We start from the raw sequence: 15,975 nt of genomic DNA, 5'->3' as shown, positions 1-15,975 counted from the left end.
ATACGATTCCCGGCCATGAAGGGTTCGATGATCGCGCTGGTCAGCGCGGGAGCAATCGCCGTCGCCGCAGCCGGGTACGCCCTCGGGGCGACCCGGCACGACGGCGCGTCCGACCGCTCCACCGCTTGCGCTCAGGCCGACAAGGAGTTCACCGGACGGGCCGGCCAGTTGCGGAAGCAGAAGCAGCGGGAAGCCCACGACGAGAAATACCTCAATTCCGTCAATCCGAACATGGAATCGGCGCAGGTCAAGATCCTCAGCATGATCGTGGAGCAGAACCCGGCATGCTTCGACGCCGGGACCCGTGCGACAGCGGCCTATCTGCGGCAACACCCGCCCCAGGGCGAGGAGGACGCCGCCGCGTGCGAGCTCACCGGCGTTCCCGCCGAAGACTGCCCCATATCGGCGGACTGAACGGACTCCCCGGCCCGGACGGCCGGAGGGCGCTGTCTCCTGCGCAGCGCAAGCCGTCGGGCAGCGCTGCGGGCGAGTACGCTGGCGTCATGGACAGCACCGAGGAGCGCGTGCCGGCGCGGGACCTCCCGTACGACGTGTTCGCCAGGGCCTGCCCGTCGCGCGGCACGCTGGAGCACGTCACGGGCCGTTGGGGCGGGCTCATCCTCGGCGCGCTGCACGACGGTTCGCTGCGCTTCAACGCGCTGCGCCGCAGGGTCGACGGGGTGAGCGAGAAGATGCTGTCCCAGACGCTGCACGCGCTGGAGCGCGACGGCCTGGTGCACCGCGAGGCCCAGCCGACGAACCCGCCCCGGGTGGACTACGAACTCACCCCGCTCGGCCGGGAGGTCGCCGAGCGCCTGCTGGGGCTGATCCACTTCGTGGAGGGCCGCATGGACGAGGTGCTCGAGGCCCGCCGGCGCTACGACGAGACGCGCGGCGCCCGCTGACAGCGCGGGCAGAAGTAGCTGGACCGGTTCATCCAGGGGCGGCGGCGCATCGGAGTGCCGCAGCGCCTGCAGGGCAGCCCCTCGCGGCCGTACGCGTCGAGCGAGCGGTCGAAGTAGCCCGACTCGCCGTTGACGTTGACGTAGAGGCTGTCGAAGCTGGTGCCGCCGACCGCCAGTGCCTCGTTCATCACGTCCCGGATGTGGCCGAGGAGTTCGGCGGTGCGCGGGCGGGTGAAGGCCGCGGTGGGGCGTTCGAAGTGGATGCGGGCGCGCCACAGGGCCTCGTCCGCGTAGATGTTGCCGACCCCGCTGATCAGCGACTGGTCGAGCAGGGCCCGTTTGATCGTGGTCCGCTTGTGGCGCAGGGCCCGGTGGAAGGCCTCGTCGTCGAACAGCGGGTCCAGGGGGTCGCGGGCGATGTGCGCGATGACGTCGGGCAGGCCGTCGTCGTCGGTGTCGTGCAGCGAAAGGCCGCCGAAGGTGCGCTGGTCGACGAAGCGGAGTTCGGTGTCCAGGCCGTCGGCGAAGCGGACCCGTACCCGGAGGTGCTTCTCGTCCGGCGCCTCGTGCGGCTGGACCAGCAGCTGGCCGCTCATGCCGAGGTGCGCCAGCACCGCCTGGCGGGTGTCCTCCAGGGGCAGCCACAGGTACTTGCCGCGGCGGCTGGGCACGCCGACGCGGTGGCCCTTGAGGCGGTGCGTGAAGTCGTCGGCGCCGGCCACGTGACGGCGCACAGCGCGCGGGTGCAGTACCTCGGCGTCGGCGACGACCCGGTGGGCGACCCACCGTTCCAGGCCGCGCCGGACGACCTCGACCTCGGGCAACTCGGGCATGGGATCCCCCGTGGGCAGACCGGCAGACCGGTGTACGAGCCGAGCGCCCGTCCCGGGACGGGAACGGGCGCTCGGGATGTGCTGTTCGCTGTGGTGCGGGTCAGGCGGAGACCGACGACGGGCTCTCCCCGTCCCCGGCGGCCTCCCCGGCGGCTTCCTCGACGGCCTGCTCGGCCACCGTCTCGGCCGCCGCCGCGGCGCGCTGGTCCGCCGCGGCCCGGATGGACCGCCAGGCGGACTCGGCGGCCTGCTGCTCCGCCTCCTTCTTGCTGCGGCCGGTGCCGGTGCCGTACGAGACGCCTCCGACGCGGGCGGCAGCGGTGAAGGTCTTCTCGTGGTCGGGGCCGGTCTCCGTGACCAGGTACTCGGGAACGCCGAGCCCCTCGGTCGCGGTGAGCTCCTGCAAGGACGTCTTCCAGTCCAGGCCGGCTCCGAGGTTGGAGGACTTCTCGATCAGCGGGTCGAACAGGCGGTGCACCAGTTCGGAGGCCGCGTCGAGGCCCTGGTCGAGATAGACCGCGCCGATCACCGCTTCCAGGGTGTCGGCGAGGATGGACGCCTTGTCCCGGCCTCCCGTGCCTTCCTCACCGCGGCCGAGCCGGATGAAGGAGCCAAGGTCGAGACCGCGGCCGACTTCCGCCAGCGCACGCGAGTTGACCACCGCGGCCCGCAACTTGGCCAGCTGGCCTTCGGGCAGGTCGGGGTGGGTGTTGTACAGCGTGTCCGTGACCACGAGGCCGAGTACGGAGTCCCCGAGGAACTCCAGTCGCTCGTTGGTCGGCAGACCGCCGTTCTCGTATGCGTAGGAACGGTGGGTCAGCGCTCGCACCAGAAGGGCGGACTCGACCTGGTAGCCGAGCCGCCCTTCCAGAAGCGTGTGGGACGAGGCTGTGTTGTCCGCCTTCTTCTTGGCGGATGGGTCCGCCTTGGCGTCATCCGCCTTCTTGGCAGTGGACACGGTGCCTCTCACCAGCCGCTCAGACCTCGAGGACCTGGCGCTTGTTGTAGGTGCCGCAAGACGGGCACGCGATGTGCTGCAGCTTGGGCTCGTGGCAGCGCTCGCACGCAACCAGGGTGGGGACCGCAGCCTTCCACTGCGACCGGCGGTGGCGCGTGTTGCTGCGCGACATCTTCCGCTTCGGAACAGCCACGGCTACTTCTCCTGCTTCTCGTCGACGCGCGCTGATCGAGTCGCGTCGCCGCTCATCTCGTCCTTCTCGCCGTCCGTCATGGTGTCGGCGAGTCCCTGCAGTGCCGCCCAACGGATGTCGACGGCGTCATGGTGGTGGTCCGGGTCGTCCGCGAGGCGTGCTCCGCATTCGGCGCACAGTCCCGGGCAGTCTTCCTGGCACACCGGCTGCATCGGCAGTGCGAGCACCACCGCATCACGCAGCACTGACTCGAGGTCGAACAGGCCGTCCTCGATGAAGAGCCTGTCCTCGTCGTCCTCGGCGTCGTCGCCGGGTTCCGCGTGGTGCGTGCGGCCCCGGTCGTCGGCGTCAGGGTACGAGAACATCTCCTGGAAGTCCGCTTCCACATCGAGCTGAAGCGGCTCCAGACACCTTACGCACTCCCCCTCGGCCTGTGCACGGGCGGTGCCTGTGACGAGCACCCCTTCCATGACCGACTCGAGCCGGAGTTCGAGTTCCACCGGGGCGCCTTCCGGCACTCCGATGACACCCTGGATACCCAGGTCCCTGGGAGCGTCGACCGTGCGGGTCAGGCGCTGCAGCGCGCCAGGCCGCCGGCCCAGCTCGTGCGTGTCGAACACGAGAGGGTTGCGGTGGTCGAGGCGGGCGTTGGAGGCCATTCCTGCTTTCGATCCGTGAACTCGGAGGGACGCCGCCCTTCGGTGTGCGGGCAGCGTTGATCGCGGATGTACGCGCGACCGAACAGCCAGGATACTGGACCTTTCGGCTACGGCCCAATCGGCCGGTTTCTCACTGCCCGCGGCCCTGTTCGTACGCCCGCAGCTGCTCGGGAGTGATCATGCTGGTGTCGAACAGGCTGGTCTCGTCGAGGGCGTATCCCGCCTGGGCCTGCGAGGCCTGCTGGGGCTGGGGGGCCTGCGGGGCCTGGTTCGGGTCGTAGGCGGGCTGCTGGGCGTCGTAGCCCTGGAAGGCGGCATACGGGTCGGCCTGCTGGTAGCCGTACGGGTCCTGCTGGCCGCCGTACTGCTGCTGGTAGCCGGCGTAGGCGTCCTGCTGCTGGTACCCGTATGCCGGCTGCTGGTCGTACTGCTGGGAGCGGCCGGCCGCCGCCTGGGCGTCCTGCTCCGCCAGGGCGGCCAGGTCGGCCAGGTAGTCGGCGTCGCTGGAGTGCTGCACGGTGCCCTGGTCGTCGGCGAGGGCGCCGAGGTCGTCGGTGGCGATGCGGCCGTGCAGCTTCTGGCGGCCGCGGCCGACGGCCTCCAGGGTCTTGGCGAGGACCGCCTCGAAGGCGCCCAGCTTGGTGTCCACGTACGCGTCGGCGTCGCGGCGCAGGGTCTCCGGGTCGTGGCTGCGTTCCGGGGCGTCGTCTTCCTCCGGGTCCACGTACCCCTGCTCGTCCAGGCCGGGGCCGGTGCCGAGCAGCTTCTGGCGGCCGCGGCCGACCGAGCCGAGGGTCTTGGTGAGGACGACCTCGAAGTTGGCGAGCTTGGAGTCGACGTAGTCGTCGGCCTCGGCGCGGATCTCCTCGGCCTCCTGGCGGGCCTCGGCGAGGATGCGGTCCGCCTCGGCCTGGGAGCGGCGGGCGATCTCGGTGTCGGAGACCAGGGAGCCGCGCTCGGCGTGCGCCTGCCCGATGATCCGCTCGGCTTCCTGGCGGGCCTGCTCCACCATCTGCTCACGGTCGCCGATCAGCTCCTGCGCCTGCGCCAGGGAGCCGGGCAGGGCCTGGCGCACCTCGTCCAGCATCGCGAGCAGTTCGGCGCGGTTGACCACGCACGAGGCCGACATGGGCATGGACCGGGCGCCGGAGACCGCGGCGACGATCTCGTCGAGCTTCTTCTGCACGTCCACCGTGTTGCTCGCCACTTCCTGCCAGTGTTGGAGACGGACGGGACGACTGTAGCCCCATCAGCCCCGGCGCAAGCGCCCGTTCAGGGCCTCCAGGACCACCGGCGGCACCAGGTGGGACACGTCGCCGCCCCAGGTCGCCACCTCCTTGACGAGCGAGGAGGACAGGAAGCTGTAGGTGGGGTTGGTCGGCACGAACAGGGTCTCCACGCCGGAGAGCCCGTTGTTCATCTGGGCCATCTGCAGCTCGTAGTCGAAGTCGCTGACCGCGCGCAGGCCCTTGACGATGGCCGGGATGTCGCGTTCCTTGCAGTAGTCGACGAGGAGGCCGTGGAAGGCCTCCACGATCACGTTGCCGTACTCGGCGGTGACCTGGCGGATCAGGTCGATCCGCTCGTCGATCTCGAACAGGCCCTTCTTGGACTTGTTGATCATCACCGCGACGTACACCTCGTCGTAGAGGCGGGAGGCGCGGGAGATGATGTCGAGGTGTCCGTTGGTGATCGGGTCGAACGACCCGGGACATACGGCGCGGCGCACTTGTGATCCCTCGCTCTCCGGTCCGGTCATCGTGCGTCTTCGCACGTAGAGGCGGCGCGACCGTACCAAAACGTTCCCTCGCCGTAGCGACGGGCCCGGATCGCGGAGAAGCCGTCCGGCCACCTGAACTCGCCGCCTCTGGTGCTGCGCTCCACGGTGACGAGGGCCCGCGCCGCGAGCCAGCCCTGCGAGCGGAGTGTGAGCAGAATCTCCCGAAGATCGTCGTCCGGGACGGCGTAGGGCGGATCGAGGAAGACGATGTCGTACGGCTGCGCCGGCGCCGGCGACTGGACGACCTGTTCGGCGCGGCCCGCCCTGACCTCGGCGCCCGCCAGGCCGAGGCGCCCGACGTTCTCCCGCACGACGCGGGCCGCGCGGGCGTCGGCCTCGACGAGGAGGACGTGGCCCGCGCCCCGGGAGAGCGCCTCCAGGCCGACGGCGCCCGAGCCGGCGTACAGGTCGAGGACCCGCTCGCCGTCGAGGGGGCCGCCGAGCAGGGACTGCCAGGTGGAGAACAGGCCCTCGCGCGCGCGGTCGGAGGTGGGGCGGGTGCCGGTGCCGGGAGGGACGGCCAGGCGGCGTCCACCGGCCGCGCCGGCGATCACGCGGGTCATCGCGGGTCCTCGTTCGTCGGGTGGGTCATCGGATGGTTCATCTGATGGCGGGCGGGTGGGTGGTGAGACGGGTCATCGGACGGGTCGGTCCGCCGGCCACGGGTCCAGTCTTGCAGCCGGAGGCAAGACGGTGCCCACGCCCCTTCGCGGCCGGTCTCGTCCCCTTCTCACCCCTTCTCCAGGTACTGCTCCCGCTCCTCGTCCAGCAGGGCGTCCAGGGCGGTGCGCAGGCCCGGCAGGCCGGTCAGCTCCGGGTCGGCCGCCACCACGGCGGTCGCCTCCTGTCTCGCCTCGGCGATGATCTCCTCGTCCTCGATGACCGTGAGCATGCGCAGGCTGGTGCGGGCGCCGGACTGGGCCTGGCCGAGGACGTCGCCCTCGCGGCGCTGTTCGAGGTCGATGCGGGACAGCTCGAAGCCGTCGAGGGTGGCGGCGACCGCGTTCAGGCGCTGCCGCGCCGGGGCGGCCTCGGGCATCTCGGTGACCAGCAGGCACAGGCCGGCCGCGGAGCCCCGGCCGACGCGGCCGCGCAGCTGGTGGAGCTGGGAGACGCCGAAGCGGTCGGCGTCCATGATCACCATGGCGGTGGCGTTCGGGACGTTGACGCCGACCTCGATGACGGTGGTGGCGACCAGGACGTCGGCGTCGCCGGCGGCGAAGCGGCGCATGACGGCGTCCTTGTCGTCCGGCGCCATGCGGCCGTACAGGACCTCGATGCGGAGCCCCTGGAGCGGGCCCTTCGCCAGCTGGGCGGCCACGTCGAGGACGGCGAGCGGGGGCCGCTTCTCGGCCTCGTCCTCCGGGGACTTCCGCTTCTTCGCGTCCCCGCCCTCGTCGTCCTCGTCGCCGATGCGCGGGCAGACGACGTACGCCTGGTGGCCGGCCGCGACCTCCTCGCGCACCCGCTCCCAGGCGCGGGCGAGGAAGTGCGGCTTGTCGGCGGCCGGGACGACATGGCTGGCGATGGGCGAGCGGCCGGCCGGGAGCTGGTCGAGGACGGAGGTCTCCAGGTCACCGAAGACGGTCATGGCGACGGTGCGCGGGATGGGCGTGGCGGTCATGACGAGCAGGTGCGGCGGCTGCTTGCCCTTCCCGCGCAGGGCGTCGCGCTGTTCGACGCCGAAGCGGTGCTGCTCGTCGACCACGACCAGCCCGAGATCGTGGAACTGCACCTTGTCCTCGATCAGCGCGTGCGTGCCGATGACCAGGCCGGCCTCGCCGGTGACGAGGTCGAGCAGCGCCTGCCGCCGGGCGGCCGCGCCGGTGGAGCCGGTGAGCAGGACCACCTTGGTGGCGTGCTCCGCCCCGCCGAGCATGCCCCCCTCGGCCAGCTCCCCCATCATCTCCACCACGGACCGGTGGTGCTGCTGGGCGAGCACCTCGGTGGGCGCGAGCATCGCGGCCTGACCGCCGGCGTCGACGACGGCGAGCATGGCGCGCAGGGCGACCAGGGTCTTTCCCGAACCGACCTCGCCCTGCAGCAGCCGGTGCATCGGGTGCTCGGTCGCGAGGTCGGCGAAGATCTCCTCGGAGACCTTGCGCTGGCCCTCGGTGAGGGTGAAGGGGAGGCGGGCGTCGAAGGCCGTGAGGAGGCCGTCCGGGGACGGTCTGCGGGGCACCGCGGGGAGCAGGCTGTCGGCGTGGCGGCGACGGGCCAGGGCCACCTGGAGGACGAAGGCCTCGTCCCACTTCAGGCGGGCGCGGGCGTCGGCGACGTCGGCCTTGGTGTGCGGGCGGTGGATCTTCAGCAGGGCCTCGGGCAGGGGGACCAGGCCGCGGCCGTCGCGCAGGGAGGGCGGCAGGGGGTCGACCGCCTCCTGCGCGGTGGGCAGCACCGTCTGGATCGCCTTGCCGATCTTCCAGGACTCCAGCTTGGCGGTGGCGGGGTAGATGGGGATCAGGGCGCCCGCCCAGGTCTCGGCGGTCTCCCCCGGGTCGTCCTCCGCACCGCGCAGCAACTCGTAGGCGGGGTGCGCCAGTTGGAGGCGGCGGTTGAAGACGGAGACCTTGCCGGAGAACATCGCGCGGGTGCCCGGCAGGAGTTCCTTGTGGGGCTTGTGCACGCCGTTGCCGAAGAAGACCAGCTGGAGCCTGCCGCTGCCGTCCGTGATCGTGACCTCGAGGCGCTGGCCCTTGCCCCGGGGGGCCCTGGAGGAGGCGAAGGTGTGCAGGCGGGCGTCGGCGACCATCGCGACCACCGTGACGTGCTCGTCCATGGGGAGGTCGGCGAGGTGGGTGAGCTGGCCACGCTCCTCGTATCTGCGCGGGTAGTGGTGGAGGAGGTCGCCGACGGTGTGCAGGGCGAGGTGCTCGGCCATCACCTTCGCGGTGGCGGGGCCGAGCACCGACTTCAGCGGCTGTTGCAGTGGTCCTTGCAGTGCGGGCACGGGATCCATTGCACACCACCGCACTGACATTGCCGTATCCGTACCGGGGAACGCCTGGTCAGGCGGTTCGGTCGGGCCCTAGGATGACGCGCCTCCGGCCATCCCGCGGTCACCGCCCCACCAGGGACCGCCCGACCCCGCGCCTCCCCCGTCCCCCCACCGGCGCAGCGACGATGGACTCCCAGACCTCACAGTCATCCCAGCCGTCCCACCCACCCCACCCACCTCACATGTTCCAGGTCGACCTTCGCGGCCTGGTGGATCTGCTGTCCCATCACCTCTACTCGAGCCCCAAGGTCTACCTGAGGGAGCTGCTGCAGAACGCCGTGGACGCCATCACGGCCCGGCGCGCGGAACAGCCCGGCGCCCCCGCGCGGGTGCGGCTCCACGCGGATTCCGCCGACGGCGTCGCCGCCCTGCGGATCGAGGACACCGGCGTCGGGCTGACCGAGTCGGACGTGCACGACCTGCTGGCCACCATCGGCCGCAGCTCCAAGCGCGCCGACGGCATCCAGGAGGCCCGCTCGGACTTCCTCGGGCAGTTCGGCATCGGCCTGCTGGCCTGCTTCGTGGTCGCCGAGCGGATCCGGGTGGTCAGCCGCAGCGCCCGGACGCCGGACGCGGCTCCCGTGGAGTGGACGGCGAGCGACGACGGCTCGTACACCGTGCGGACGCTGCCCCTCCAGGCGCGGCCCGAACCGGGCACCACCGTGCACCTGGTGGCCCGGGCGGGGGCCGCGGAGTGGCTGTCGCCGGAGCGGGTGCGCACGCTCGCGCGCCACTTCGGCTCCCTGCTGCCCTACGACGTCCGGGTCGGCGACGAGGCGGTCACCGACCTGCCCGCGCCCTGGGACCGCCCCCACCCCTCCCCCGCCGCGCGGCGGGTGGCCCTGGCGCGCCACTGTCACGAGCTGTTCGGCTTCACCCCGCTGGACTCGATCGGGCTGGACGTGCCGCTCGCCGGGATCCGCGGTGTGGCCTACGTCCTGCCGTCCGCCGTCAGCCCCGCCCAGCGGGCGACGCACCGTGTCCACCTCAAGGGCATGCTGCTGACCGAGCGGGCCGAACAGCTGCTGCCGGACTGGGCGTTCTTCGTGCGCTGCGTCCTGGACACGGACAGCCTGCGGCCGACGGCCTCCCGCGAGTCGCTCTACGAGGACGAGACGCTGGCGGCCGTGCGGGAGGCGCTCGGCGAGCGGATCCGGTCGTGGCTGACGGGGCTCGCGGCCGGCGACCCGGAGCGGCTGGCGGCCTTCCTGAACGTGCACCACCTGGGCGTGAAGTCGCTCGCGCGGCACGACAAGGAGATGCTGCGCACGATGCTGCCGTGGCTGCCCTTCGAGACGACGGACGGGCGGCTGTCGCTGGAGGAGTTCGCGCAACGCCACCCGGTGGTGCACTTCACCCGCACCGTCGAGGAGTACCGGCAGGTCGCGCCGATCGCGTCCGCGCAGGGCGTCGGAGTGATCAACGGCGGTTACACGTACGACAGCGAGCTGGTCGAGGCGCTGCCGTCGGTGCGGCCGGGGACGGTGGTGGCCGAGCTGGACGCGGACACGGTGACCGCGCACCTGGACGCCGTGGACCCGGCGGAGGAGCTGGCGCTGGCCGGGTTCCTGGCGGCGGCGCGGGCCAGGCTGGACCCGGTGGGGTGTGACATCGTTCTCCGCGCCTTCCACCCGCTGTCCGTCCCCGCCCTCCACCTCGACGACCGCGCGGCCCGTCACGAACAGGCCCGCGCCGAGGCGGAGGAGCAGGCCGACGACCTGTGGGCCGGCATCCTCGGCTCGCTGCGCGGCAGCGCCCCCCGCGCGCGTCTGGTGCTCAACCATCTCAACCCGCTGGTGCGCCGGATCAGTTCGCTGGGCGATCCGGAGCTGATCGGCACCGCGACGGAGTCCCTGTACGGGCAGGCCCTGCTGATGTCCCAGCGCCCGCTGCGGCCGGCCGACTCGGCGCTGCTGAACAGGGCGTTCATCGGCCTGCTGGAGTGGGCCACGCACGGCGAGGACGGTCACCGGTGAGCGGCATCACTGACATCGACTCCCTCCGCCGGGCGATGGCGGACAACTCCGACCAGCCGGAGGGGCCGGCCCGCAACGCGCGCGCGGAGCAGCTGCTCGTCGAGGCCGAGAAGCTGGACGTCCCGCTGGCCGTGATCGAGGCGCTCGGGCACCAGCTGAAGGTCTACAACTACAGCTCCGAGAAGGACAAGATGTTCGTCCCCTTCGCGCGCCTGCTGCGCATGTGGGACGAGCGTCCGGAGGACTTCGACGAGTACGAGACGCACTCGCTGCACTGGGTCTTCAAGTGGATGTCGGCCGGCATGCTCGACCAGCCGCACATCCCGCTCGCCTCGATCGAGAAGTGGCTCGCCGAGATGGAGCACCGTTACCGGCTCGCGGGCCACTCGGAACGGGCGGTGCGCAGCGCCGAGTTGAGCGTGGCCGCGCATGTCGGTGACGTGGCGCGGGCGGAGCGGGCGTACGCCGCGTGGCTGGCTGCGGACCGGGACAGCATGGCCGACTGCCACGCGTGCGAGCTGCACGGGCAGGGCTGGTGGCAGGCGGAGCGGGGCCGGGACGCGGAGGCGCTGCTGCTGTGGCGGCCGGTCCTGGAGGGCGAGTTCACCTGCGCGCACGAGCCGCACACGGTGCTGGCGTCCTCGCTGGTGCCGCTGCTGCGGCTGGACCGGCCCGACGAGGCACGCGCCAACCACCTGCGGGGCTTCAGGCTGGTGCGGTCCATGGAGAGCATGCGGGGCGCGTACGCGGACCATGTGGAGTTCTGCGCGCTGACCGGCAACGAGGCGCGCGGCCTGGAACTGCTCGCGGAGCGGCCGGCGTACTTCACGGACACCGGGCATCCGCGCAGCAAGCTGGACTTCATGACGGTCGTGGCGCTGCTCATGGACCGGCTTCAGCGGCGGGGGCTGGGCGAGGAGCGGGTGCCGGGTCCGGCGGGCCGGGCGTGGACGGCGCGGGAACTGGGCGCACATGCGCGCGCGGAGGCCCTCGCCCTGGCGGCGCGGTTCGACGAGCGCAACGGCACCCCGTACGTCAGTGAGCGGGCACGCGCGCGCATGGCGCAGGAGCCGCTGGTGGAACGGCTGCCGCTGGGTGTGCGCACCGTCCGCCCGGTCTCCGCGCCGCCCCCCTCGGCGGCGGCGCCGGCCGCCGGACCCGCGAGCGAGCCCGGCCTGAACGCCCTGCTGGCCGAGGCGCGGCGGCTGTCGGAGGGGCTGCGGCCGAACGCCGTCGAGGCGTGGGCGGCGGTCGCGCGGGCCGCGGAGGCCGCCGGGGGCGCCGGGGGCGCCGGACTGGACGCCCGCGCCCGCGCGGAGGTCGTCGACCACGAGGCGATGGGCCTGGGCCCGGAGGGCGCCGAGCTGTTCGAGCGGGCCGCCGGGCTGTACGCGGAGGCGGGCGACCCCGGGGAAGCGCTGGCGGCACGCACGCGCGCGGCCTACGTACGCGCCCTGGCGGGCCGGGTCGAGGAGGCCCTCGCCGCGGTCGCCGAGCCCTGCGACCGGGTCCTGGTGCTGTACGCCGACGGGGCCACCGGCCTGCGGCAGACGGCGTCCGTGCTGATGGGGCGGGCCCGGATATGGATGCGGCGGGTGCAGGAGGCGGGCGAGGCCGCCGGGGACGGAGTCGTCGCGGAGGAGATCGCCGCCGGGGCCGGTGCCGCGGTGCGCGAGGTGCTCACCCTCGTCGACGGGCACGCCGGGGACGACGTACGGCTCGCCTCGCGGGCGGCCGAGGCGCGGGCGATGCTGGCGGACCTGGCGGCCCGCGCGGGGGACCTGGCGGAGGCGGCCGAGCTGTTCCGGCGGGCCGCCGCGCAGTTCGTCGACGTGGGGCTGCCGTGGTTCGCGGTGGAGTACGAGGCGCGGCTGGCCGGGCTGGCGCACCACCTGGGCGACGTCGCGGAGACGGAACGGGCGCTGCGGGCGGCCCTGGAGCACGGCGGACCGTACCTGGAGGCGGTCGGACGGGCGCAGTTGCATCTCCAGCTCGCCGAGGTGCTCGGTGGGCGGGACCTGGCCGAGGAGGCCGCCGCGCACGCCCTGGAGGCCGCCCACTGGGCCGACGAGGCCGACGACGGGCCCGCGCTGGGCGCCTGGGCCCGGCACCAGCTCGGCGGTCTGCTGCTGCGCCAGGGCCGGTGGGCGGAGGCTGCGGAGGTGTTGGAGTCCGCGCTGCCCGACCTGGATGCCCGGACACACGGCGACGGCGCGGTCGTGCAGACGCTGTGGTGGCTCGGCGACTGCCTGAGCGAGCTCGGCGAGCACCGCGCGTCCGCGGAACGGCGGCTGCGGGCGGCCGAGATCGCCCGGCACTGGCCGGAGCAGCACGACCACGCCACGCTCGCCCACCTCGCCGCCGAGTCCCTCGGCCACGCGGGGCTGCCCGCCGAGGCCGACCGGGCCTACGTGCGCGCGGGCGAGCTGTGGCGCTCCCTCGGCGACGTCCACGGCCTGGTGCGCTCCCTGCGCGCCCGCGCGTGGCTCGCCCTGCGGACGGACGACGGGGCCGAGGCGGCGCGGGAGTTGATGGCGGACGCGGTCCGGGAGTGCCGGGCGGCGCTGGACGGCGGCCCGCCCGACGAGCCGGCACGGCCGCAACTGCTCGCCGAACTCGGCCACACGCACCGCCAGTTCGGCGAGCTGCTGGCCCGTTCCGCCGCCGAGGACGCCGACGACGACGCCATCCGGGCCACGCTGGAGGCAGCCCTGGCCCAGGTCTCCGAGGCGGCCGCGGTGTTCGCCTCCCTCGGCACCGACGCCCTGCACAGCCGCACCGGCGCCGAACTTGCCGCCGGGTGGCTGGAGTCCGACCTCGGCCGGCCCGATCGGGCGGCGGCACGCGCGCATGCGGTCCTGGCGGCCTACGACGGCCACGACGAGACGGAGGCGACGGACGAGCCCGACGAGACCGGCGAGCCAGGCGAGCCAGGCGAGACCGACGGGACGGTCGCGGGGCGCCGGGCGGAGGCGGAGCAGCTACTGCGAGCCGTACGGGAGCAGCAAGCCGGCTGAACAGCCCCGCAAGGCTGCGGACGCCGGGCTGCGATCCCGAGGCGGCAGGCGGCCGGGCAGCGGGGGCGCAGGGCGGCGTGACGCGGGGCGGCGTGACGCGGGGCGGCGTGGCGCAGGCCGACGTGGCGCAGGGCGGCGTGGCGTCCGGGAGCGGCAAACCGGGCGAGCGACCCCGCAGGGCTGCGTCCGCGGAGCAGCGAGGCTCAGGCCGGCGTGACGCGGGGCTGCGGGACCCAAGGCGGCAGGGCGCAGCACTGCGGCGCGCAGGGCGGCGGGACGCGAGGCGGCGCGGGGCACAAGGCTGCCGACAATAGGTGCCGGGACGCAGCCCGGGGTGACGCAGGGCTGCGCGGCATCCGGGAGCAGCAGACCTGCTGAGCCGCCCCGCAAGGCTGCGTCCGCAGGGCAAGCGAGGCTCAGGCCGGCGTGACGCAGGGCGGCGGGACGCAGGCCGACGTGGCGCGGGGCTGCGGTGCGTCCGGGAGCGGCGACCGGCTGGGCTGTGCGCCGTGAGGCGGCAGGACACTGGGCTGCGGAGCCTGAGGAGGCGGGGCGCAGGGCAGCGGGGTCCGAGGAGGCAAGTGCGCAGGGCTGCGGGGTGCAGGGTGCCGGGGTGTGTTACTCGACGCCGATGAGCAGTGGGGCGCCCTGGCGTCCGCCGTGGTGGACGACCGTGTCGACGGCGAGGTACGACTCACGCACCCGTGCTTCGAGGTGGTCGGCGATGGACTCGGGCGCCTCGTCGCCGAGGACGAGCGTGACGAGTTCGCCGCCGGCCGCGAGCATGCGGTCGAGTACCGTCTCGGCGACGGCGGTGACGTCGGAACCGATCACGGCCACGTCGCCCTCGATCAGGCCGAGCACGTCGCCGGCCTGGCAGATGCCGGCCGTGGTCCAGGACTCGCGTTCGGCGACGGCCACCTCGGCGTACCGGGTCGCGCCCGCCGCCGAGGTCATCGACACGACGTCCTCGTCGAAGCGGCGCCCGGGCTCGTGCACGGCCAGCGCCGCGATGCCCTGGACCGGGGAGCGCGTCGGGATCAGGGCCACCCGGACGCCCTCGGCGCGCGCCTGCTCGGCCGCCGCGGCCGCGGTGTGGCGCAGCTCGGCGTCGTTGGGCAGCAGCACGACCTCGCGCGCGTGGGCCCGCCGTACGGCGTCCACCAGCTCCCCGCTGGCGGGCGGCTCCCCCGGGCGCGCGAGCACACTGGTCGCGCCGGCCTCGGCGTACAGGCCGGCCAGTCCCTCACCGGGCACGACGGCCACCACCGCGCGCTGGGCGGGCTCCTGCGGCAGGCGCTCACCGGCGCGCGCGTGCACGTCGCCGGCCCCGAAGTGGGTGATCCGGATCCGGTACGGCCGTCCGGCCTCGATGCCCGCCTCCACGGCGGCACCCGCGTCGTCCACGTGCACGTGGACGTTCCACAGCCCGTCGCCGCCGACCACGACCAGGGAGTCCCCGAGACCGTCGAGGCGTTCGCGCAGCCGCGCCACGGCCGTGTCCCCGGCCTCCAGGAGGTAGATCACCTCGAAGGCGGGGCCGTCGTCATCCGGACCGTCGGCGCATTCGCCGCCGACGCAATCACCACCGACGCACTCGCCGTCGGCGAGGACGGTCGCGCGGTCCGGCGCGCCCCCTCCGTGCCCGCCCCACGCACCCGCGTCCGCGTCCGTGACGCGCGCGTGGACCGGGGCGACCCGCACCGGCACCGCCCCCGGCGTCTCCCCCGTGAACGTCTCCACCAGCGCGGCCAGCACCGCCACCAGCCCCCGGCCGCCGGCGTCGACCACCCCGGCGCGGCCCAGCACCCCCAGCTGCCCGGGCGTCGCGGCGAGGGCCCCCCGCGCGCCCTCGTAAGCGGCCCGCGCGACCGCCCCGCAGTCCCCGTCCGCCGCGACGGCCGCCTCCGCGGCGGCGGCGGCGACCGACAGGACCGTGCCCTCGACGGGGTGCTCGACGGCCCGGCGGGCGGACTCGGCGGCGTTGTGCAGGGCGCGCCGCAGACCGGGCCCGTCGGTGTGCGGCATCTCACCGTCGGCGGCGAGGACCTGGGCCATGCCGCGCAGCAACTGCGCGAGGATCGTCCCCGAGTTGCCCTGCGCGCCGATCAGCGCGCCGTGCGCCATCGCGTGCACCGCCTCGGCCAGCAGGGGCCCGTCGGTTCTGCCCGGCGCCGGGGAGCCGGCCTCGTGGGCCGCGAACACCGCCTCGACCGCCGCGACGGCGGACTCCACGGTCAGGTAGAGGTTCGTGCCGGTGTCCCCGTCGGCGACGGGGAAGACGTTGATCGCGTCGATCTCCTCGCGCGCGCGTCCGAGCGCCTCCAGCGCGAGGCCGCACCAGGTGCGCACCGCGAGAGCATCGAAGAATGTCTGCGGCACGTGCGCCACCTGCGCCTCCTTGAGCTGCTGGACTGCAGGCAGCGTAGACCCCGGGCCGGTGCGGACCCGGCGGCGGGCCGGGCGGGGGCCGGGAGCGGGGGTCTGAGCAGCCATGGTAGTTTCGTTGCACCGGCGCGGTCGTTGTATGCTGCTCCGGTTGCCCGATCCTGATCGGGCCATTCCCCTGGCAACGCCATCCAGATCTCTGATCCTTGATCTTGATCCCGGCATGCCGGGATCAACCGTAAGTGCATCTGAAGTCTTTGGAGTGACC

General features: G+C 73.6%; 13 protein-coding genes. 4 read left to right on the top strand and 9 right to left on the bottom strand.

Annotated elements, in window-relative coordinates; translation table 11 throughout:
* Positions 1 to 27: 27 nt before the first annotated feature.
* Positions 28 to 414, top strand: coding sequence for a hypothetical protein (locus tag ACZ5GT_RS13175; protein ID WP_469020428.1), 387 nt, complete (start codon positions 28 to 30; stop codon positions 412 to 414).
* Positions 415 to 503: 89 nt separating this feature from the next.
* Complete coding sequence (locus tag ACZ5GT_RS13170; RefSeq protein ID WP_469020426.1) at positions 504 to 905, top strand: winged helix-turn-helix transcriptional regulator; 402 nt, start codon at positions 504 to 506, stop codon at positions 903 to 905.
* Here ACZ5GT_RS13170 and mutM read toward each other — a convergent pair.
* The 8 genes from mutM to recG form a co-directional block, all read right to left on the bottom strand.
* Entirely contained in the window at positions 878 to 1,738 is an 861-nt protein-coding gene (mutM, locus tag ACZ5GT_RS13165; protein ID WP_469020424.1) for a bifunctional DNA-formamidopyrimidine glycosylase/DNA-(apurinic or apyrimidinic site) lyase, read from the bottom strand. The two genes, ACZ5GT_RS13170 and mutM, sit on opposite strands and share 28 nt — an antisense overlap.
* A gap of 100 nt (positions 1,739 to 1,838) precedes the next feature.
* Complete coding sequence (rnc, locus tag ACZ5GT_RS13160; RefSeq protein ID WP_469020420.1) at positions 1,839 to 2,708, bottom strand: ribonuclease III; 870 nt, start codon at positions 2,706 to 2,708, stop codon at positions 1,839 to 1,841.
* Between the two features lie 7 nt (positions 2,709 to 2,715).
* Positions 2,716 to 2,889 (bottom strand): 50S ribosomal protein L32, encoded by a 174-nt coding sequence (gene rpmF / locus ACZ5GT_RS13155; RefSeq protein ID WP_007493396.1) that lies wholly within the window; start codon positions 2,887 to 2,889, stop codon positions 2,716 to 2,718.
* A gap of 2 nt (positions 2,890 to 2,891) precedes the next feature.
* Entirely contained in the window at positions 2,892 to 3,548 is a 657-nt protein-coding gene (locus ACZ5GT_RS13150) for a YceD family protein (RefSeq protein WP_469020418.1), read from the bottom strand.
* A 130-nt stretch (positions 3,549 to 3,678) separates the two neighbouring features.
* Positions 3,679 to 4,740, bottom strand: a complete 1,062-nt coding sequence (locus ACZ5GT_RS13145) for an ATP synthase F0 subunit B (protein ID WP_469020808.1) — start codon at positions 4,738 to 4,740, stop codon at positions 3,679 to 3,681.
* Positions 4,741 to 4,797: 57 nt separating this feature from the next.
* Positions 4,798 to 5,277 (bottom strand): pantetheine-phosphate adenylyltransferase, encoded by a 480-nt coding sequence (coaD, locus tag ACZ5GT_RS13140; RefSeq protein ID WP_469020806.1) that lies wholly within the window; start codon positions 5,275 to 5,277, stop codon positions 4,798 to 4,800.
* A 26-nt stretch (positions 5,278 to 5,303) separates the two neighbouring features.
* Positions 5,304 to 5,891 carry a 16S rRNA (guanine(966)-N(2))-methyltransferase RsmD gene (gene rsmD, locus ACZ5GT_RS13135; protein ID WP_469020415.1) on the bottom strand — a complete coding sequence of 196 codons (588 nt, stop codon included), beginning with the start codon at positions 5,889 to 5,891 and terminating at the stop codon, positions 5,304 to 5,306.
* Between the two features lie 167 nt (positions 5,892 to 6,058).
* The gene (gene recG / locus ACZ5GT_RS13130) at positions 6,059 to 8,287 is read right to left on the bottom strand and encodes an ATP-dependent DNA helicase RecG (RefSeq protein ID WP_469020413.1); all 2,229 of its coding nucleotides are present in this window, start codon (positions 8,285 to 8,287) and stop codon (positions 6,059 to 6,061) included.
* A 164-nt stretch (positions 8,288 to 8,451) separates the two neighbouring features.
* Between recG and ACZ5GT_RS13125 the strand changes: the two genes are divergently transcribed.
* Positions 8,452 to 10,302: an HSP90 family protein gene (locus tag ACZ5GT_RS13125; RefSeq protein WP_469020410.1), complete on the top strand. Its 1,851-nt coding sequence runs from the start codon at positions 8,452 to 8,454 to the stop codon at positions 10,300 to 10,302.
* Positions 10,299 to 13,319, top strand: a complete 3,021-nt coding sequence (locus ACZ5GT_RS13120) for a tetratricopeptide repeat protein (protein WP_469020408.1) — start codon at positions 10,299 to 10,301, stop codon at positions 13,317 to 13,319. The genes ACZ5GT_RS13125 and ACZ5GT_RS13120 overlap by 4 nt, the downstream gene beginning before the upstream one ends.
* Before the next feature lie 618 nt (positions 13,320 to 13,937).
* Here ACZ5GT_RS13120 and ACZ5GT_RS13115 read toward each other — a convergent pair.
* Complete coding sequence (locus tag ACZ5GT_RS13115) at positions 13,938 to 15,710, bottom strand: DAK2 domain-containing protein (RefSeq protein ID WP_469020803.1); 1,773 nt, start codon at positions 15,708 to 15,710, stop codon at positions 13,938 to 13,940.
* Between the last annotated feature and the right edge of the window lie 265 nt (positions 15,711 to 15,975).

This window comes from Streptomyces sp. NPDC031340, from assembly GCF_055569945.1.
Note: the sequence above shows the minus strand (reverse complement) of the source record. Positions and strands in the feature narration are given on the sequence as shown.